The sequence below is a fragment of the Priestia sp. YIM B13490 genome (assembly GCF_042787735.1).
Taxonomy (GTDB): domain Bacteria; phylum Bacillota; class Bacilli; order Bacillales; family Bacillaceae_H; genus Priestia; species Priestia megaterium.
The window spans coordinates 623,444-643,384 of sequence record NZ_JBHZOT010000003.1 but is presented as its reverse complement, the minus strand read 5'-3'; the positions used below and the strand labels follow the sequence as shown (position 1 = coordinate 643,384).

General features: G+C 35.9%; 20 protein-coding genes and 1 pseudogene. 10 read left to right on the top strand and 11 right to left on the bottom strand.

From position 1 onward, the window contains the following. The first annotated feature begins 105 nt into the window (after positions 1-105). The 6 genes and pseudogenes from ACFX4R_RS13175 to mbcS all read left to right on the top strand — a co-directional run bounded on the left by ACFX4R_RS13175 (position 106) and on the right by mbcS (position 7,973). Positions 106-1,119, top strand: a complete 1,014-nt coding sequence (locus ACFX4R_RS13175) for a hypothetical protein (RefSeq protein WP_377569746.1) — start codon at positions 106-108, stop codon at positions 1,117-1,119. Positions 1,120-1,382: 263 nt separating this feature from the next. Next, positions 1,383-1,805 (top strand): annotated as a pseudogene (locus ACFX4R_RS13170) (DUF7832 domain-containing protein); the annotation flags it as partial. Positions 1,806-2,450: 645 nt separating this feature from the next. Further along, positions 2,451-3,269 carry a TetR family transcriptional regulator gene (locus tag ACFX4R_RS13165; RefSeq protein ID WP_377569744.1) on the top strand — a complete coding sequence of 273 codons (819 nt, stop codon included), beginning with the start codon at positions 2,451-2,453 and terminating at the stop codon, positions 3,267-3,269. A gap of 112 nt (positions 3,270-3,381) precedes the next feature. Beyond that, on the top strand, positions 3,382-4,065 hold the full coding sequence (locus ACFX4R_RS13160) for an immunity protein Imm33 domain-containing protein (RefSeq protein WP_043982577.1): 684 nt from the start codon (positions 3,382-3,384) through the stop codon (positions 4,063-4,065). 1,466 nt (positions 4,066-5,531) lie between these two features. Continuing rightward, positions 5,532-6,230, top strand: a complete 699-nt coding sequence (locus tag ACFX4R_RS13155) for a hypothetical protein (RefSeq protein ID WP_043982576.1) — start codon at positions 5,532-5,534, stop codon at positions 6,228-6,230. 162 nt (positions 6,231-6,392) lie between these two features. Then, positions 6,393-7,973: an acyl-CoA synthetase MbcS gene (mbcS, locus tag ACFX4R_RS13150; protein WP_165575104.1), complete on the top strand. Its 1,581-nt coding sequence runs from the start codon at positions 6,393-6,395 to the stop codon at positions 7,971-7,973. A gap of 43 nt (positions 7,974-8,016) precedes the next feature. On the opposite strand, the gene ACFX4R_RS13145 is transcribed toward mbcS, so the two are convergent. After that, positions 8,017-8,979 carry a VanW family protein gene (locus ACFX4R_RS13145; protein WP_043982574.1) on the bottom strand — a complete coding sequence of 321 codons (963 nt, stop codon included), beginning with the start codon at positions 8,977-8,979 and terminating at the stop codon, positions 8,017-8,019. Between the two features lie 400 nt (positions 8,980-9,379). Here ACFX4R_RS13145 and ACFX4R_RS13140 point away from each other — a divergent pair, with 400 nt between their 5' ends. Continuing rightward, positions 9,380-9,838: a MarR family winged helix-turn-helix transcriptional regulator gene (locus ACFX4R_RS13140; RefSeq protein ID WP_013057155.1), complete on the top strand. Its 459-nt coding sequence runs from the start codon at positions 9,380-9,382 to the stop codon at positions 9,836-9,838. A 36-nt stretch (positions 9,839-9,874) separates the two neighbouring features. On the opposite strand, the gene ACFX4R_RS13135 is transcribed toward ACFX4R_RS13140, so the two are convergent. Continuing rightward, positions 9,875-11,386, bottom strand: a complete 1,512-nt coding sequence (locus tag ACFX4R_RS13135) for a class I adenylate-forming enzyme family protein (protein WP_043982572.1) — start codon at positions 11,384-11,386, stop codon at positions 9,875-9,877. A gap of 411 nt (positions 11,387-11,797) precedes the next feature. On the opposite strand from ACFX4R_RS13135, the gene ACFX4R_RS13130 reads away from it, so the two are divergent. Continuing rightward, a complete protein-coding gene (locus ACFX4R_RS13130) occupies positions 11,798-12,442 on the top strand; it encodes an SDR family oxidoreductase (RefSeq protein WP_043982571.1) in 645 nt (214 codons plus the stop codon). Between the two features lie 35 nt (positions 12,443-12,477). Here ACFX4R_RS13130 and ACFX4R_RS13125 read toward each other — a convergent pair whose 3' ends face one another. The 9 genes from ACFX4R_RS13125 to ACFX4R_RS13085 all read right to left on the bottom strand — a co-directional run bounded on the left by ACFX4R_RS13125 (position 12,478) and on the right by ACFX4R_RS13085 (position 18,178). Beyond that, the gene (locus ACFX4R_RS13125; protein ID WP_043982570.1) at positions 12,478-13,098 is read right to left on the bottom strand and encodes an NUDIX hydrolase; all 621 of its coding nucleotides are present in this window, start codon (positions 13,096-13,098) and stop codon (positions 12,478-12,480) included. A gap of 176 nt (positions 13,099-13,274) precedes the next feature. Then, entirely contained in the window at positions 13,275-13,550 is a 276-nt protein-coding gene (locus ACFX4R_RS13120; protein ID WP_016764214.1) for a hypothetical protein, read from the bottom strand. 137 nt (positions 13,551-13,687) lie between these two features. After that, a complete protein-coding gene (gene fabZ, locus ACFX4R_RS13115) occupies positions 13,688-14,113 on the bottom strand; it encodes a 3-hydroxyacyl-ACP dehydratase FabZ (protein ID WP_028408452.1) in 426 nt (141 codons plus the stop codon). A gap of 18 nt (positions 14,114-14,131) precedes the next feature. Continuing rightward, the gene (locus ACFX4R_RS13110; protein WP_237074930.1) at positions 14,132-14,938 is read right to left on the bottom strand and encodes a cobalamin-binding protein; all 807 of its coding nucleotides are present in this window, start codon (positions 14,936-14,938) and stop codon (positions 14,132-14,134) included. 391 nt (positions 14,939-15,329) lie between these two features. Next, on the bottom strand, positions 15,330-15,515 hold the full coding sequence (locus ACFX4R_RS13105) for a hypothetical protein (RefSeq protein WP_043982567.1): 186 nt from the start codon (positions 15,513-15,515) through the stop codon (positions 15,330-15,332). A gap of 133 nt (positions 15,516-15,648) precedes the next feature. Then, entirely contained in the window at positions 15,649-15,864 is a 216-nt protein-coding gene (locus ACFX4R_RS13100; protein ID WP_013057146.1) for a DUF378 domain-containing protein, read from the bottom strand. Between the two features lie 133 nt (positions 15,865-15,997). After that, a complete protein-coding gene (locus tag ACFX4R_RS13095) occupies positions 15,998-16,471 on the bottom strand; it encodes a DinB family protein (protein ID WP_043982566.1) in 474 nt (157 codons plus the stop codon). Between the two features lie 432 nt (positions 16,472-16,903). Continuing rightward, positions 16,904-17,719 carry a protein-glutamine gamma-glutamyltransferase gene (locus ACFX4R_RS13090; protein WP_165575108.1) on the bottom strand — a complete coding sequence of 272 codons (816 nt, stop codon included), beginning with the start codon at positions 17,717-17,719 and terminating at the stop codon, positions 16,904-16,906. A 129-nt stretch (positions 17,720-17,848) separates the two neighbouring features. Then, the gene (locus ACFX4R_RS13085; protein ID WP_377569742.1) at positions 17,849-18,178 is read right to left on the bottom strand and encodes a hypothetical protein; all 330 of its coding nucleotides are present in this window, start codon (positions 18,176-18,178) and stop codon (positions 17,849-17,851) included. A gap of 647 nt (positions 18,179-18,825) precedes the next feature. Between ACFX4R_RS13085 and ACFX4R_RS13080 the strand changes: the two genes are divergently transcribed. Both ACFX4R_RS13080 and ACFX4R_RS13075 read left to right on the top strand, forming a co-directional pair. Continuing rightward, positions 18,826-19,239, top strand: a complete 414-nt coding sequence (locus tag ACFX4R_RS13080) for a thiol-disulfide oxidoreductase DCC family protein (protein ID WP_377569740.1) — start codon at positions 18,826-18,828, stop codon at positions 19,237-19,239. A 21-nt stretch (positions 19,240-19,260) separates the two neighbouring features. Beyond that, the gene (locus ACFX4R_RS13075) at positions 19,261-19,746 is read left to right on the top strand and encodes a hypothetical protein (RefSeq protein WP_165575110.1); all 486 of its coding nucleotides are present in this window, start codon (positions 19,261-19,263) and stop codon (positions 19,744-19,746) included. Positions 19,747-19,941: the final 195 nt, after the last annotated feature.

Here is a 19,941-nt window from a genome sequence, read left to right as displayed (position 1 = left end):
TATTCTTATATTTTCTTAATTTTGGTATAATAACCCCTAAGGTTTTATAGTTCTTTAGAATTATATAAAACCTAAAAAAAAGATAAAAAAAGGGGATAATAGTCTATGAAAATGTTGAAAGTTGCTTTTGGTATTCCACTGTTAGCTATATTGCTAGCAGCCTGTAGCGAGGAGTCCAGTGAAACTGTATCGCAAAAAGAAGAGCCTACAGAGAAATCAACAGCGGTTCATACGAAAGAAAATGGCAATAAAACGGCTGTAAAAGAATCATCGCCGAATACATTACAAACAAAAGCATCCACAATTAAAAAAGCAGTTAATTCTAAAGAAGCTGATCGCGATTACTTATTAAACATAATGAATGGTTATCAGTATATCCAAGTAGGTGACAATCAGTATATTTACTATGGCATTAATCAAGAGCAAAATGTTTTTTGTATGATGGAAGTTAATTTTGACGCCAGTGGTGATTATGTAGAAAACATCAATTTTGTTGATAATGCTTCAGAAGAACAAATTGCTTTGCTTCAAAACCAAATACAAGAACAACAAAAGCAATTATCAGACTTTGAACAGCAGCAAATGGAAAAGGAATTAGATGATTACTATGCGCAGCTAGAAGAAGACCGACAAAAAGAAGAAGAGGCGCAGGCCAAAGCTGATGCAGAAGCTGAAGCTCAGGCAGAAGCAGATCGCAAAGCGCAAGAAGAACGTTTAGCAGAAGAAGAGAAGAAACAGCAGGAGGAAGAGGAAGCTCAGGCAAAAGCGGATGAGGAAGAAGCTCAGGCTGATTCGGAAGATGAGGTCCAAACGGAATCGGAATCAGAACCAGAGCAAGAAGAAGATACAGAAGCAATTGAGGAAGAGGAACCAGCCGAACAAACAGTTTCCCAAGAGCAAGCTATCCAGCTAGTTCGTGATCAGCAAGGCATATCTGAAGATTCACCTCTCCTTGTAACATATGATCACGTTGACGATTCAGGAAACTATATTATCCATGTTTATGAAAATGTTGTGGATAATGAAGAAACAGGAGAGGAACATACAGCTAAACAAGGTTGGTATCAAGTAAGTCCTAGTGATGGGTCCATTACTGATGTTACGGTAGATGGTTACTAATAGAAAGAAAAAAGTTTATTAAAAGAAGCGTTCCTAAAAAGGAATGGCTTCTTTTTTTAAGGTATAATTTTTATTTTATAGGAATCCCCTGAAAATATTTTATTAGACTTGGAGGACCACTTTTGCACAAATTAAAATACATTTCGTTATTTATGTTTACTTTTTTATTTTTACAAGGATGCGAAGAAAAATCGAATTCTATGATTCGAAGTGAGTCAGCTAGACCTGAAGTAATAAAAGAAGAAAAAAAAGAGAAGAAAAATATGACAGTGGTTTATGATAAAGCAAAATGGCATTATGAGGGAGACTTTCCAGAAGGGTTAGATGATAAACAAGGTTTTGTACATACGGGAATGTATCTAGGGTGGATTATTGAGAACCATTTATATAGCAAAGAATTTAAAGAAGCGGCTGCTAATGAAATCATCAAATTTAAACAAAAGAAAATGACAGGAACTGAAATATACATGAACTGGGATGGTGTATTTGTAAGTGATATGTTAAATGAGAAGGGTAATGCCTTTACAAAATCCTATTTTGACTTTAAAGACGGTGTTTATTTGGATGATTATGAAGAAGTATTTCCTCATGTGAAATCTCTTTACGAAGTGAAAGACACATGGGGAAATTATGAAACGTTAAAACCGAAACTTAATGAGCGTTTTAATAGCTGGAAACATAAAAAAACAACGACCAAGGGGAATACGATGTTTACAATTGACGATTATATTAGTTCCTTAAAAGAAAATCTTCAAAAAAATGAACATGTATTGATTGCAAACATAAAAGAGATACAGACTTTTCATTATTATGAAGGAATTGATTTGCTGGACTTTGAGATTTTTATGCAACCGTTTGATTTGTCTATTATGATGTTTTCTATGGATGATGAAGCGAATGAAGGTTTTTATGAAGGAAATGACAGAAAGATTTTTTCAGGTAGTCATCCTTTATTTGACGAGACTCAATACTATGATCTTCCTGCTGAAAACTCGGGCGCTTTTTGGGAGTTTTATGAGCAAAATGAAGAATCCATCTCTGCTGCTGAAGAAGAAACTATTGTAAGGTGGTTTGTTTCCTGCTGGAATAAAGCGGGTGGCAAAAGCTTTGAATTGCCTGTCTATTTAGACTTCCATGATGATATAAAATCTTTTGATTTACATAAGAACAAGTGGATAGATAGTGAAGAAAAGTGGGCTGAGTAAAAGTAGATTTACATACCCACTAAACCTAAGTGAAAATAAATAAGGTCAAAGCAAGCGGGAAGTTTTATTCATTTCTAATTTTAAAGTTTGTTTTCCGCTTTCTTATAATATAAGGGGTGACTAGCTTTGAGAATTGTAGAGACGACTATTTTTACCATCGAACCTGATGATAATTGTTTAAATATCATTGATGCAGATTACAAAGATGAATATGGACTGGTCTTAGTTCAAAAACGCCATAATAGATTCGAATTGTCTGTAAACGGTACTACTCTTTATCCACGTTTAAAAATAAACTATCCTTTTGTCAGATGGATTGATTATAATCATTTTTTGATAATGAATCCTAGAACTAAGGGAGAAAAGCACAATTTGTTTATTATGAATATCGATGGAGAAGTCATACGGTCATTCTATTGTGGAGATGCTGTGCAAGACGTAGCGGTTAGTAAAGAAGGAATATGGTGCAGCTATTTCGACGAAGGCGTTTTTGGTGAAGGGATATCAACAGAAGGGTTAGTATTATTTGATAATACAGGTTCCCCAACTTTTCAATATCACACTCATTTACCAGATGCTCCATCCATTGCAGATTGTTATGCAATTTGCAGAGGTAAAAATACGACACTTTGGTTATATCCATATACAGATTTTGAGTTAATTGAAGTAAATCCCGAGAAGAATTCTTTTATTGCACATCAAACTCCTGAAACGTTACATGGATCACAAGCAATAAGTATTAGAGGAGAATATAGCTATTTTTACAGCCCATACAACAAGGAAGGAACTTTATACAGTTGGAAAGCAGAAGACAGTGGTGCTAAAAAAATAGGTAAGTTAAGCGGAACCCTTAGAGGACTAGATACAAGGCAAAAAGCTCATTTTATAGGGATTGAGGAAAAGAGCATAAAAGTTTACACCATCATCAACCCGAAAGAGTATTAAAACATAAAATTCGACTTACACAGATGCGTTTATTCAAGGATTAGAATCTATTTTAACTCAGTATCCAATTAAAGAAATTTAAATTATATAAATCAAAGAGGTAATGTATTTTATGAAAAGTTGGTTCAAAAAACATTCTACTAATAAAAAACATGAGGATAGCAATACATATTGGCAATTAGATAATGTTTATGAAAGAAACAAAGAATCTCCTTATACATTTTACAAGCCAAGCAAAGCGGTGACGGATAAATTAAAAGCGGGAGACCTGGTGAAGTTAGTTTTCTTTAGTGATTCAGATACAGCTGGTTACAAAGGAGAAAGAATGTGGGTGGAAATTACGGATAGAAACAAAGAGAACTTTGTTGGAAAGCTTGATAATGAACCTTATCATTTAAAGGGCTTAAAACTTGGTCAAATCCTGCATTTTGGCACTGAACATATTTGTGATACTGAATATGAAGACGATGACGCTGCAAAGATGGACTATTACTTTAATACCCTCGTAACAGTTAGCAATGATGTTTTAGAAAGAAACGAGTTTAATTTTCTGTTAAAGGATAAACCAAATGAACCAAATGATTCAGGATGGGTTATCTTTAGCGGATACGAAGACGATGAATTTACTAGTAATCCAAATAATTTTCAAATTGTAGCTCTAGGAGTTGCTTTAAATGTTGATGACTCAATTTTAGCTTTTATAAATAAATCACCGCTATGTGCTTACGAAAGAAATGAGTTTGGGAAATTTGATAGAATTCATGACTACGATTGGGAAACATACCTTAGTGAGTGAAAGCTTGCAACTAGTAACTTGAAAAGTTTGTATGACAAGCGAACGGAGGGGAAGAAGTTGTTCTTTTTCCCTTTCTTTGTGCTTCTACATCAAATATAGCTACTTGAAACTCGGGATACAAAATTGTAAAGTTCTAGGATAAACCATAAGGAGTTACTTGATTACATATAAAATGATACGTACTGGCGTATTCAGGCGATTGTGATTAAGTGAGCGGTCATTTTAACCATTTCTAAGATATAATCTATAGCTTGTACTATTTCACATTTGACTTTAAAAGCATCATTCAGTCGATTTTTAAGAGTTCTGTTTACAGCTCCAAATTAAAATCATGAGAGTAAAACCAGCTGACTTGAAAACAAATCTACACACTTTAAAGAAAAAGCAAAAGGTGATAGACATTCCAAGGTTCTAAGAGCAAGGGAGACCTTAACGATTTTATTTCTTTTTCTAGTTTACATAATATATATTCTAGGAACCAATAGGTAAAACGCGAATTCTGTCTCAAAAACAAAGTATACTTATGATAGTGAGACAGAATTTAAAAATGAGATAGGGTTTGTATTTATATGATTTAACTCACTAAACTAATTATCAGCAATATTTGTTTAATTAGAACAAATGCGGATATGATTTTATAGAATGCATATTGATTTCACCAGATTGTTTTTAAGTTTGATCAGTTCAATTTATATTTATAGATTTTGAAAAATAAATGAGTTTACTTGTAGGATTTAGATTTTATACTCATTTATTTTTTCTCATCGTATTCTCAATAAACTCTTTGCAAATTGATAAAATCTGTTTACGTTTAGTTTAATCTTTTAAGGATTTATTTGCTACAGAACGTATATTTTTCATTTAGTACATATGTTTGCATTGAATGGATTTTTATTCATTTATAAAAGTGAAAACCTCGTATTTCCTGTAATAAAATACACTAATTAGTATTTTTATTCTGTCTGATTTCTTGTTAAAATCACTAAAAACCCCTTTCTTATCAGCTTTTTAGTGATTTTAGTTGTAGTTTCCTTTTTCATCGGGTATAATATTAAACAAATAGATGACGGTATAAATTGGATGTCATTATCCAGTTTTAAAGGAGCGATACTCATGAACATTACAATTTATTATGGAAATCATGAAGATAAAACAATTCATACAATGGATTGTCACGTAGATATCGATTTAGATGATGAAGATATGGTAGCTTTAACAGAAGCTCGTTAATGAATATATAAAAGGCTGTGGATGCTTTTCATCTGCAGCCTTTTATTTTTTGCTCCCCCTCTCCTCTTTAATTTCTACTAACCGCTACGTTTTACAAACCTTAGTTACTTTTATTATAAAATTTCAAATTCTCCGTTAACTTCTCTTTACTTTTCGACACATTTTTTGTATCATTAGATAAGAACGTATGTTCGTTTTATTTTTATCGTATTGATGATCACAAGGAGTGTTTTTGAATGACGGTACGAAAAAGAAAAAGAAAGAAGCTCCCTCCTACCCTATCCAATACAGGCTTTATTGGAGCAACGTTTGCTGATACAAATGAATTAGCACGCAATGAATATCACTTTCCTCGTAAGCAAATGAAAATTACCCATCATGTCTTAGATGCCTTGCTTCAAGGGGCAACGCACTTATTTCAACAGCATAAAGTTGAAGCCGCTATCTCATGCGTGTACCTTCCTAAGTACAAGAAGATTGGTTTAGTCCTTTCTAAACAGCCTTTTGGCCGCAATGAAGGCATTGGGTATTTTATTAATTACTTAAAGGAAATCGGACATATTGAGTGGGATGAAAAAACGAAAGACTACGAAATACATAATACGAGTTTTATCGGCGTGGTATTTGCAGATCTAGAAAAAATTGCTAAGTTCACCTTCGACTTTGAGCTGGAATTGCTGTCGAAATTCGTTAAAGATTTAATTATTCCTGCCAAAGAGCTGTTCTTGCAGCATAATGTAAAAGCGTATCTCTCCGGCGTTGAAAATGAAGATCAGCATAAAGTAGGGTTTGTTTTATCGATCAAGCCTTATGATGAACGTAAGGAAGCAGACTTATATTTTGTGGAGTATTTAAAAGAACGTGGTTTATACGAAGAGGACGAGTCTGAAGAAGAGCTAGTACCTATTCATACAAAATGGAGCTTATTTAAATAACATACGTTATACCCGCTGTCTTAATACTTAATAAGATAAGCGGGTCTTTTTTTGCTTTTTACTAAAACTCAAAACAAATTAGTAGCAAGTACTAATAGTTAGTAATATAATAATAGTAATGATAAAAAATCATTGATATCTATAATATAAGGAGTCGTTTTTATGATTCAACTAAAAGATTTAGTTCCAAGTGAACATTACAACTTAACAGAGGAAATTGAAAAACATGCATCCGATCAGCTTGCGTTAAAGTGGCAGGACGCTGACGGTGCGCGTGAGGAAATTACATATAACCAGCTGTTAGCAAAAGCCAATAAAGTGGCAAACGGGTTAACAGAGCTAGGTTTAACAAAAGGCGATCATGTCTTGGTTATTGCACCTCGCCTTATTGAATCGTACGCTATTTACTTAGCATGCTTAAAAGCAGGTATTATTGTAATTCCTTCTTCAGAACTATTACGCGCAAAAGATATCCAATATCGTTTACATCACGCTGAAGCAAAAGCGATTATTTCTTACCATCCTTTCTGCAATGAGATCGATAAGATTGAAAACTTCCCTACTTCTCTACAACATAAAATTACGTTTGGTGCTGATGTTACGTCATGGACGCGCTTAGAGTCACTTACAGCGGCTGCATCAGAACAGTTCCAAGCAGCTAAAACAACTAAGGATGATACGGCATTCCTTCCTTATACATCTGGTACAACAGGACAGCCAAAAGGCGTTGTTCATACTCATGGATGGGCTTATGCTCACCTTCGTATCGCAGCTGCTGAATGGTTAGATATTAAAAAAGGCGATACGGTCTGGGCAACAGCAGGTCCTGGTTGGCAAAAATGGATTTGGACTCCGTTTTTATCTGTACTTGGACAAGGTGCAACAGGCATTATCTATAACGGACGTTTTGAACCTAAAAAGTTTTTAGAAATTTTACAGGATGAAAAAGTAAACGTACTGTGCTGCACGCCAACAGAGTACCGCTTTATGGCTAAAATTGATGAGCTTGAACGTTTTGACCTGTCTCACCTTCATAGCGCTGTATCTGCCGGAGAACCGTTAAATGAAGAAGTGATTAATGTGTTTAAAAAATATTTTAATATCCAAGTACGTGATGGATACGGTCAAACAGAGAATACTCTTTTAATCGGTACATTAAAAGGTGTAAAAACAAAGATTGGTTCAATGGGTAAACCGATGCTTGAAGGGTTTGTAGAAATCATTAATGAAGACGGCGAACCTTGTAAGCCTGGAGAAGTTGGGGACATTGCCGTTCGTAGAGACCTCCCTTCTCTTTTCAAGCACTACTATAAAGACATGGAGCGCACTGAGAAAACGTATAAAGGAAACTACTATTTAACAGGTGACCGCGCTTCTAAAGATGAAGATAACTATTACTGGTTCCAAGGACGCGGAGATGATATCATTATCAGTTCCGGCTATACAATTGGGCCATTTGAAGTTGAAGATGCATTAATTAAGCATCCAGCGGTGAAAGAATGTGCCGTTATAGCTAGCCCAGATGCTGATCGCGGCCATGTTGTAAAAGCGTATGTTGTTCTTGTCGATCATGTAAAAACAACAGATACAGGTTTTATTAAAGAGCTGCAAAATCATGTAAAGGCTCTAACTGCACCTTACAAGTATCCTCGCGTAATTGAATTTATTGATGAATTGCCAAAAACTAATTCAGGTAAAATTCGACGTGTGGAACTTCGTGAACGCGAGCAACAAAAAGCATAATAAATGAAAAAAAGACGTATCTGTTAGGATACGTCTTTTTTTATTAGATAGCACGCTGTGAAGTACGAACATCCACCGTTAAAACACCGGTATTTACGTTTGCGTACGCTTTAATGATGACAGGGTAATCTTTGTTGTTTGTAAACTTAAAATCAGGTCCTCCCCACGATACAGTTGCATCTCTTCCTGCTGGTACATAACCTACATGTTTTGAATGGTGAGATCTAGCTGTCACTTGAAGACCAGCGCCGTCAATAGCATTAAATAGCGTAGAAGATGTTTGGCAGATCCCTCCGCCAATTCCCATCACCAGCTGTTTGTTGATGATTTCAGGAGCAGGCTGATAGCCTCTTTCTGCTGTGCGCTCCCCAACTGTTTGATTATAAGAAAATGAATCTCCAGGACCTAATACAACGTTGTTAATCGCTTCTGCGGATAGCTGAACATTTCTGTTTCGACTTGTATCACTTGGACGAAAACGTGTAGAATAGGAAGCTAACGATACATCAGCGATCCCTTGAGCAGATGCTGCCGTTACATTTGGAGCGGTTTCGTAAATCGGAACCTTCACATCCAATTGTTTCGCATTTAAGTTCTGTAGATTTTTAACAAGCTCTGCTTCTTTTAAAATGATTTGTTTGGAACCGCCGGTTAACGATCCATTTGCATCCATTTTTATGTTTTGCATAGGCGTGTCGATCCCTTTTGCCAGCTCAGACGCTAAATGCTTAATTTCTTGGTCGTATACGTCTTTATCCTTGTAATGAACCGGCTTGAATTCTTTCATTACTTTTCCTGTGCGGGAATCTTTCAGCTGATACGTCAGGTCTTCGACTTTAAGGACTGGTTTTTTCTTTTTCTCAGTCTTTTTTTCTGCTTTTTTCGCTGCTTGTTTTTGTTCTATCGCGGCTGTTTGCTTTGCAGAATGATTGGTATACATGCTGTACGCAATAAACGCACTAACAATTGTCGCGCCAAGCAAAAGCGCCCCTAAGACTTTCTTCATGTAATTGAATCCCCCCATATCTCGGCTTTACCTCAATATGTTTTTTCTATAAAAATATGTATACATTCATTTTATACAAACATCTTGTAAAAGACGATCTGCCAAAGTGAACAATCACCATTTTTTATATTTTTTTCTTTGTTCAACACATGAGGTAAAGCCGAATGATGTTCATAGACCCCATTTTTTCTTATGAACTCAATAGAAAACAAATGTTGTATGCGTTTCCTGTTATTACTATTCTTATATATAATAGCACGAAAACAAGGATTTTTTAACGAATTATGGTAATTATTTTAAAATTTTTCTGACAATTTCCGCAGTGTTGTTCATTTTTCTATGGGCATTATACATGGTATAATGGTAAAAATGGAATTTGTTTTATGAGGAGGATTTACGCTTGACTGAACGTTATAGCAAAGAAGAGATTAGTCATCAGCTAGAAAGTATAGATCATGTAAAAGAAGCTCTTTTAAAATATAAAAACACCGTAATCGGTGAGAAATATGATTTGCTTCCCTACCATTTAACTTCAACAAAAGAGGCAATCTTAAAGACCATTCACGATAAAAAAAGCTGTATTGTTAGCGATATCACAAAAGTACTTGGGCTCTCACCTGGTGCTATCACCATTGTATTAAATCAATTAGAAGATGATGAGCTTGTGAATCGTATTTATAAAAAGCAAAACCGCCGAAGCGTGTGGGTAGAGTTGACGGAAAAAGGCGAAAAAGTTGTCGAAATATTGCAAGCTACTCGTGTCGATTTTTGGTCAGATTTACTTTCACACTTATCAGAAGAAGAAAGAGATCAATACTTTCACATTATGAAAAAAATATCTCAAAAATTACAGCAATAAATATAAAAAAAGCGGCTATAAAGGCCGCTTTTTTTATTATGCGTGTGCTAAGGCTTGTTTTTTCACTTCGTTTTTCAACACTTTTCCTACGCTGTTTTTAGGAAGTGATGAAACAAATACAACAGTTGGTACTTTATATGGTGCTAATCGTTCTTTACAGAAGTTCACTACATCTTCTTCAGTTAAAGCAGATGCTTCTTGTTTAACAACAAATGCATATGGAACTTCGCCGTACACATCATCAGGCATGCCGACAACTGTCGCTTCTAACACCCCATCTGCTGCTAGGACAACTTCTTCTACTTGATCTGGGTAGATGTTGTCTCCTCCATATACAATTACATCTTTATAGCGTCCTTCAATGTAAAGAAATCCGTCCTCATCTAATCGACCTGCATCGCCCATCGCTAACCAGCCATCTTGTAAGACAGCGTTTGTTGCTTCTTCGTTTTGCCAGTAGCCTTTAAATAGATAAGGGCTTCGTACAAGTACTTCACCTTTTTCTCCAGTTGGAACTTCTTGACGTGTTTGGGGGTCTACAATTTTAACTTCCACATGTGGAGCAGGTTTTCCAGCAGAGCTTACTTTCTTCCATCCCATTTGAGGATGCCATGAACTGATAATCCAAGCTTCTGTGCTTCCGTACCCTTGAGCTAAAATCATTCCGTTACGATCATATTGTTCAATTAAAGACTCTGATACTTTTGTTCCGCCTGACACAGCAAGTTTTAGAGGGAAATCATAGTGATCTCCTTTTTCAAGCTCTTCTACAATGTATTTTAATGCCGGTGGTAGTGCAAACAGCATTTTAATGTTCTCTTTTTCAATTACCTCAATTACTTTAGCTGGATCTGTTTCTTCAGAACATACCATTGTATTTCCTGTGTTGATGCACATAAATAAAATGCTCATCGAACTCATGTGGAAGAATGGATGAACAAACAAGTAGCGCATGCTTTTATCAATATTTGCACGTTCTTCCTGGCCGCCAGAATTTAAAAAGGCACTTACTGATCCGTGTGCAATCATACATCCTTTTGACTTACCTGTTGTACCTGATGTGAACATCATCAATGCTAGATCTTCAGGAAGTACTTCAGGAAGTGCTTCTGGTGTGTTTGTGTCATACGCTGAGAATTGAGTTGTAAATTCTTTTGCATCCTCAATTTTTAACGTAAAGCTAAGTTCATCCGTTTGTTCCGCTTTTTCTAATACAGACGTAAATTCGTTGTGGTGGATAATCGCTTTTAACTGTCCGCTCTTAATAATGCTATCCAGTTCATAAGGTGTCATGCTCTTACTTAATGGAACAACGACTGCTCCCACTTGTAAAATCCCCATTGTAACGACTGGGTAAGCAATGCTTGTATGAGCTAAAATACCAATACGATCTCCTTTTTGAATGCCTTTCTCTAAGAAGTAATGAGACAATTGATTTACTTTTTCATAAAATTCATTAAATGTATAACGTTCATTATGTTCAACTAGTGCTTCATGTTGAGGAGAAATCTCTGCACGTTCTGCGACTAAGTATTGTAATGTGTTCATTTTATCCTCTCCCTTGTCCGCTCGGACTAAATATTTCGTTCGTGAATATTTTAATGACTAAAACATAATAACAAAAAATTTTTCCGAAGTAAAAGTTTAAAATTATCAAAATGTGTTTATATAGGTTGTATCGGGAAATGTTAAAAGAGATGCTGTTTTTAAGAAGTGTTGTATTACCAAGGGTTTGATAAAATTTTACAAAATTCAAACAGTTCAGACACTGGGTTTAACGAACTATTTTTTTCCTTTTTTTGTTTGTAAATTAGTTTTTATTTCTTGTTTTTCATTTTTTTAATATATTTTCTTACTTTCCCCTTATTCACCGGATTTTGAGCTCATTTATTGAATGAAAACGGTGAATATGAAACAATAATATATAAGCATTTGGATTTGAAAGGAGCAAATTTAGACATGAAAGTTCTTGTAATTGGTGCGAATGGTCAAGTAGGCCAACATATTGTAAACATTTTGAATGAAAGTGATGTGCACACTGTACGTGCGATGGTTCGTAAAGAAGAACAAGCAAAAGAACTTGAGGCAAGAGGTATCGAAACGGCTTTTGCAAGCTTAGAAGGCACTGTACACGAAATTAAGGAAGTGATGAAAGGCTGTGACGCCGTTATCTTTAGCGCAGGATCAGGCGGAAATACAGGCCATGATAAGACACTTTTAATTGATTTAGACGGTGCGGTAAAATCGATGGAAGCTGCAGAAGATTTAGGTATTAAACGATTTGTCATGGTAAGCGCACTTCAAGCACATCACCGTGAAAACTGGAATACTTCACTAATTCCTTACTATGTAGCCAAACATTATGCAGATAAAATCTTAGAAGCAAGCGGATTAACATATACAATTGTTCGACCAGGCGGATTGTTAAACGAACCAGGAACAGGACGTGTAGATGCTGGGGAGAACAAAGAGCGCGGATCCATTCCCCGCGAAGATGTAGCGCGTGTGGTAGTTGAAACGCTAAGTGAAGATCATACATTCGGACGTTCTTTTGATTTAGTTTCAGGCGATACGCCTATCGCAGAGGCTATTCAATCTATTTAATATAAAAAAAGCAGCGAATCCGTATTCGCTGCTTTTTATTTATCATTTAGTACATGTATTAAATGATAAATCACTTTTGCTGTCAGTCCCCATATGACTCGGTCTTCATAGTAATAAAAATGTTCTTCCATCTCTCTTGTTTGCCAATTATAATTTTCACCACCAATAATCGCGTCATAAGGAAAATTATGTTCGGGTTCTACTCTGAAATGGATATTGTGTATATCAGGTTCGGTACGCTGAAAAAAAGAAAGAGGCACGGTAAATACTTCTGCTACTTCCGAAGGATTCGGTCGAAGTTCAAGCGACTCATCAATAAAACCTACATAAGGATAAATGATTGTTCCAAATTGAGAAACAATATAATCTAAAGCTTGTACTTGCTGAATAGATTCAGGCGTAATCCCTAACTCCTCGGATGTTTCACGGATAGCCGTTTCTTTTTCGTCTGCATCCGTCTTCTCGACACGCCCTCCTGGAAAACAAATTTCTCCGGGCTGTCTTCGTAAATCGAGCGCTCTTACCTCAAATAAAACATGCAGCTCCCCTTGTTTTTCAATAAGCGGAACAAGAATACCGAAGCGAGAAAACTGCTCCATTCCAAGAATTGTCGGTATCCGATTTTCTAACTTAGCTATAATACGGGATGTATCCATACGTCCACTTCCTTTCACAAAATGAATTATCAAAAGAATAGCGAGTTATAAGCTGCGATGTCAACTAACCTGCAAAAGAAAGCTGTTATCTTTAGTATATGAAGAGATCCATTCAATTGACACTACAATTGATAAAAATATATAACAAGGATATAAATAAAAACAGATAGCATCGGCTATCTGTCTTTTTGTTTTGTTTTTAACAACCCATAAATAAGTAAAAAGAATGCAACCACACTGATAAGCAATCCTCCTACTTGCTTATCAGTGAGTCCAAAACGAAGCTGAAGCCAAAAGATAACCAAGCAAATCAAAATGACGCTGGTAGCTAAATAAAAGTAAATGCTGTAGAAAAACGGGTTCGTTCTTTTTCGTTTGTAGACAAGTAGTGAGATGCCTATATACGTACCCAATAGTGTGAGTAATACAACAACTTCCGTTAATGTTCTCACCGCATTCTCCCCTCTCCCTTTTTTCTTCTATACCCCGTTTCTTCTTTCATCAAAAGGAAGTTTGACTAAGGTATTTACAAAAAAACGCTCTTATGCCATAAGGCGTTTTCCTTCAATACGCTTTATCCTGGTTTGTATTATATATCAAGAGCAAAGGTAATGACCGCTTCACAAGCCAACTCGCTATCTACAAATGCTTTTCCTTTTCCTCTTACAATCTTTCCGCGCTGCTTGAGAACCTCAAATTCTAAACGCAGGGTATCTCCTGGCCTTACTTGACGCTTAAAACGACATTCGTCTATTCCCGCTAAAAAGGCAAGTCTTCCTTTTTGTTGGTCATCCGCAGCCATGGCAAATCCACCGAGCTGGGCAAGAGCTTCGACAATAAGTACCCCTGGCATTACCATATAGTCCGGGAAGTGGCCTTGGAAAAAAGGTTCATTTGCTGTTACTTGTTTAATCCCTATCGCAAGCTTTCCTTCTTCTTGCTCTAAGATGCGATCAACAAGTAAAAAAGGATAGCGGTGTTGAATGGTATGTTTTATTTGTTTTATATCTTTCATATGTATCGCTCCTTTTTCTTATAATAAGGGGTCCTTGCCGTCAAATGCAGGAAACGTATCTGGATGAAGAAGCGCCGCGAGTTTTTTTAACCCTAACAGCAACCTAGGTGAAGGACGACAATACAGCCATTCTTCTAGTACATGTACGCGATGTTCTTTAATGGCACACATATCGGACCAATCGGGTCTTTTATGTAAAATAGTCGGATTTACTTTGTTTGTCTGCACGCCTACCCAAGCCAGACAAATATGTTGTGGATTTCGTTTAAACACTTCTTCCCAATTACTCTGTACATTTGCTTCTTTATGATCAGCAAATATATTATCTCCTCCCGCTAACTCACTAATTTCAGTCAGCCAGTTTGCTTTGCCAGGAGTAAAGACAGGTTTTGGCCACCATTCCCAGTATACAGTGGCTTTTTCATCAATTTGATTTGCAATCCCTTTATATGTAGAAAGAAACTGATCATAACGTTTTAACAGTTCAGCTGCTTTTGTTTCAATGTTTAATCGCTGACCTAAATCCTGTAGATTTTGACGGATATCTTCTAGCGAATTAGGATTATATACGACATAAGGAAGCTTTCGTTTTTTAAGTTCTTCAATATTTCGCTCCATTCCAGGAACGCTTAGTGATGCTAGGACTAAATCGGGTTTAGCTTCTTCCACCGCATCCATATTAATAGATAAATCGGGACCTAAACGCGGCAGACCTTGAATAGACTGCGGCCAATCGGAATAATTATCAATTGCTACGAGCAAATGCTCACATTTTAAATACGCTATTAGTTCTGTATTGCTTGGACAAAGCGAAACAATTCGCATAGTTCCCCTCCTGCATTCATTTCTTTTTTTTCTATTATACAATAGATCCAAATATAAAAAGCAGAGACTTTCACTGAAGTCCCTGCTTTTGGTGCTCTTTATCCGCCCATCGCGTGATAAAAGAAGTAAAAGAAAACTAAACAGCCAAGTGAACTAATGCTTGTAGTTAAAATGCCGATTGAAAGCAACACCTGTCCGTCTTTTTTTGTTTATATCGCAGCATATAATAAAAAGCTAAACAGGTGCCAAGAAGTAAATAAATAGCCCATATGTAAGGTAGATTCTTTAGCTGAAAGATGTATCCTTGATTAAATAATAAACAGTAAATAAAAAAAAGATTTACGATAAAAAATATAGAAAGTACACTTTTCTTCATCTATTAAACCCTCTTCTATTCTTTATTTTCTGCTATAGTTGCTCTGTTTTGATTTCTCAGTTCATCCCGTATTTCACGTAAATATTGATTTCTCTCCTGCATTCGCTTTAACACTATAACAATAACAGCTATAATACCAGCAATGATTCCTATATAAAGAACTCCAAACACTAAGATAGGTACTACACCCCAAAGCTCCATCTCATTCCTCCTATTTTTTGGTTATTACCTTATTTTACCGTATTTTGTAAAGTTGTCACGTCTTTTATCCATGAAAAAGGGAGTTTGAATATACATTCAAACTCCCTAAAGAGATTATAAAAAATAATATTTATTATAGCGCTTTGCTTTTGACACTCGCTCCCGTTCCGAAGAACTTATCAAAAATTTGATAAAGAGCAGACAGGCCAACTAACCAATAAATCGTTGTTACTAACCAATCCCAAGAGCCAAATAGCTCTTCTACTACATTCACGCCTAATGCTACAGCTAACCAATTTAAACCGCCTAAAATCACAAGAAGAGTCGTTAAACCTGAAAGAAATTTCACGTTGTCACCTCCTTGCGAACTGCATTAGGAAAAGCAGCTCATGTTACATCTTATGCGCTGCATAGATCAGTATATGCATAGGCGCTATGTAAAATAGTTATAAAGAATATGTGATTTATTCTTTTTTATTTTCTTATTGTGCAGCTGCAGCTTTCCCGATTTGCTTAATCGTTTCTACATGCATCGCTTCGTGATAGAAGCTGAATAAAAACGTTTCGCCAACTGTTGTAAAGTTGATGCCGGCTTTGTTTGTAAAAGGTGTGATTAACTGCTTATCAAACTGCTGGGGCATGAGCTCTTTAATACGATGTGCTTGATCTTTCAACACATTCGCAATTTCTTCAAGAGAAGGAGCAGCCTCCGTCCAATCTGCAGGTTTTGTTCCTGCGCCGAAAAAGTTTTCATAACTCTCTGGCGTTTGCATCGGTTCACCAGCTAAGCCAAACACAAGCTTTTCTTGAATAAAGGCAATGTGCCCAAGATTCCAGCGGATATTGTTATTGAATCCTTTTGGTGTGATGTCCGCTGCCTCTTCTGCTGTTTTTTCGAGGATACTGATCGTAATTCCTCTTACAACGTCCATATGTTTTAAAATCATGTTTTCCATCGTCTAATCTCTCCTTACGTTGTCGTATTAGATAAACTATTCAATGTCTATTGTGCACAAATTATCCCTTAAATGCCACTCATAACATTTAAACCTTAAAATAAAAGAAAATTCAAAAGAAACATCCCCCTATATAAAAACTAGGGGGATGTTTTAAGCAGAAGACTTCAAATTTGAGACAGGTCCTTTATTTGGCTTCGGTTTTAGCTGACCTAGCTTATTTTTTAGATAATCTTTTAATGCGCCGCGTTTTCTCTTGCGTCTTTTATCACGATTTTTAATGGTAATCTCCTCCTTTCCTTTTAGTTTTAAGACCTGTGTATTAAATGGATTCTTCTTTTATACATAAAATCCTTTTGAATTCTTAAATTTACCTTCATGTAATTCTTTCCTTTTTACAAAAAAAGACCAAAGTATCAAAACTTTGATCAATCAAGCTACGTAAGTAATCGACCCAATAGTGGAAATAATAGCGCTGTTTCTGTCGTACCAAACAACGGGTTCGTATCTAACTGCAAAATAACTGAGGTGAGCGGTGTGAAGCCTGACAATTTCATCTGACAGGTAAGCTGATTGCTTTGCGTCGTCTTTTCTCTTTAAATTTAACACTTCAATAATTCTTTCCCGCGTTGTAATTCCAATTCCATGACCAAAGTATAGAGTTTCATCTAATACAATTGTGTTTTCACCTTTCCACTGGGGAGTATCAGGATTATAATCAGGATTTTTAAAATACGCACAGTCTCCGGGCAAGTAGTCAGATCCTTTATAACCATGAAGCTCAAGATCTTCATCATATTGCCAATCGTGTAAGTAAAGATCAGCAAAAAGCCTGTTAAAGTTTACTTTTCCAATATTATTTAATACAGCTTTGTAAAAGATGATGATAACAGCCGTCGCGCACTCAAACGCATATTCGTGTCCGTTGTAAAAAATATCATCGATGGCCTGATGAGGAGAAACGGTAGGCAGTAGCTGAAACCCTCCGTTATCGGTTCGTTTCCAATATTTTTCGTTACACCTAGAACGTGCAAATGTAGCAAACTTGGCGCCGCTTTTGCGTAGCAACACAGACGATTCAATAATTTGTAGTTTAACAGATACATCAAAATCAAGCTGGTCAAATGTAGCATACTCATACACTTCCCTATAGGCATCCATCTGTTTTAAAATGTCTGCTTTTTCTTTCGTTAACGAACTATTATTTAGATCACTTATTTTCACAATTTGTTGGTTAACTTTAATCATAGACGTTCTCTCCTTTACAGAAAATGATATCAATCACTTTCTCTAACAGGATATTGATAAAAAAAGATTTTGTGTATCTTCATTTATTTAAAATCGTGAAGATTAGAAAAAACGATGAAAGAAAGTAATTTAACCAATAATCTTTTCTTTTGTTCCTTTTTGTCCTTTTGTAACCTTTTTAAATATAAAGCGAGCAACTAACACGTACAGTGGTAACACAATAATGACGGCAATAACATTTAAAATCCAAGGTATTGTCCCCATAAAAATGTTTGAAGATGCTTTATCATACCAGCTCACAATAAGTATTAAAAAGAAAACACTGGATATAAAAGTACTTATGTATCCCTTCTTATAGTTTGTACTTCTCACAGTAACAACAAAGCCAATTACCAAGGAAATGCCTGCTGCAATTAAGACAAAAATCAAAAATAAGTTTGCTACCTTTTGAACGTCCATTTCTTCCCTCTTTCCTATAAAAAAGTAAATTTAAGTACTTTAAACTCCCTAAAACAATTAACGCCTTTTTCTAGATACAATTCCTACAGTTAAAATTAAAGTCATACCTACACCATATAGCGCTCTAAAAGTATAAAGTGATTTTATGTAGCCAGCTGGATAAAGCGTAGCGCTCATTATTAATAAAAGTCCTAATATGTTTAATAACTTTGTTTTTTTAATTTTTATTTCACTCTCTTCCTTTCAATCTCGATAGCCCTTTTACTTATATAGAATCTAGAAGCTAAAATATCATTTAGTGCAGTAACTTCATAGCCCTCTCCTTTATAAACTTTAGTTAAATTTTTCACCTCGAAGTCAGTTTTTTTCTGTAGTAACGAAGATAGTTAACTCTTATATCGCATCTCCTTTTGTGAATTTCTACTATATCTAGTACGTTTCAAAACAGGAATAGTTTTACATTTTGAAGAAAATAGGTAAAAAAGTTTTAATTATTTACAAGAAACGCAAAAAGTAGAAGCTTATTAGATGATGCGCTACATTCAAGTGAAATATACCCATATTTAACCTTATGTCTTGTGGTCCGATATGTAAACTATTATACTTATTTTAGTAAATATTCATAAAAAAGGAAAGAGGGAGAAGTCATGCCTAAAAACCCATCACACCATCCTATTATTCTATTTGATGGTGTTTGCAATCTCTGTAATCAATGGGTTCAATTGGTCATCAAGCGGGATTCACGTGATCTGTTTCGTTTTGCATCGCTTCAATCCGATACTGTGGGAACCTTGCTGAGTCAGCATAACTATGAGCATCCACCACTTCAATCGGCCATTCTTCTTATGAACGGGAATCTTTACACAGAGTCTACGGCCATCCTACATATTGTCCGCCGGCTTCGGGGGCCCATTCAACTGATGACGTGTTTCCGAGTTATTCCCGCATTCATTCGAAACCCACTCTATCGTTTCATTGCACGTAATCGGTATAAGTGGTTTGGAAAACAAACGTCATGCATGTTGCCAACCCCTGAAACTAAAATGCGATTTTTGGACTAAGCATACAAATGGAGGAAAACAATGCGTTTATCAACAAAAGAGAAATTTCGTTTAAGTATTCTTGCGACCCTAAGGTGGACCATGGCCATTACGTTTCTTATTTATGGAATGGCCAAAATCTACCCAGGACAATTTATAACAGGCGATTTTGTGTTCGATTCAACAAAAGATTCTGCGATGAAACTGGCGTGGTATTTCTTTGGGTATTCCGATTTCTACAACTATTTTATTGCCGCTGGCGAATTATTAGCTGCATTGCTATTGGTGATTCCGCGTACCGCAACACTAGGGAACATTATTTTTCTCCCCATTATTGCCAACATCACCGTCCTTAACTATTGTTTCAATATTCCTGCTAAGGTGGTGTGTGTTCCGCTGCTTGCAATGAGCTTGCTATTAGTATTGATGGAATATTTAAAGTTAAAAGGCATCTTCTTTGTCAACACTGCTACCCCAATGCAGAAGGTAGACGTTCAATCATCGGAAAGGAAGGTGACCGTTAAATGATTGTCTTTCTTTTGCCGCCCATTATCTTCGGTTTGGCATGTACCTATTATTTTGGTCTTCGAAAAGAAGACTGAACCCAGACAATTCCTATGTTGCTTTGACTAGTAGTTACGGAAACCAGAGAAGTTCTCCATAAGATACTAAAAAAACTGCTGCAGGTAAGCTTATAAAAGCGCAGCTTAACGCCACTCTCAA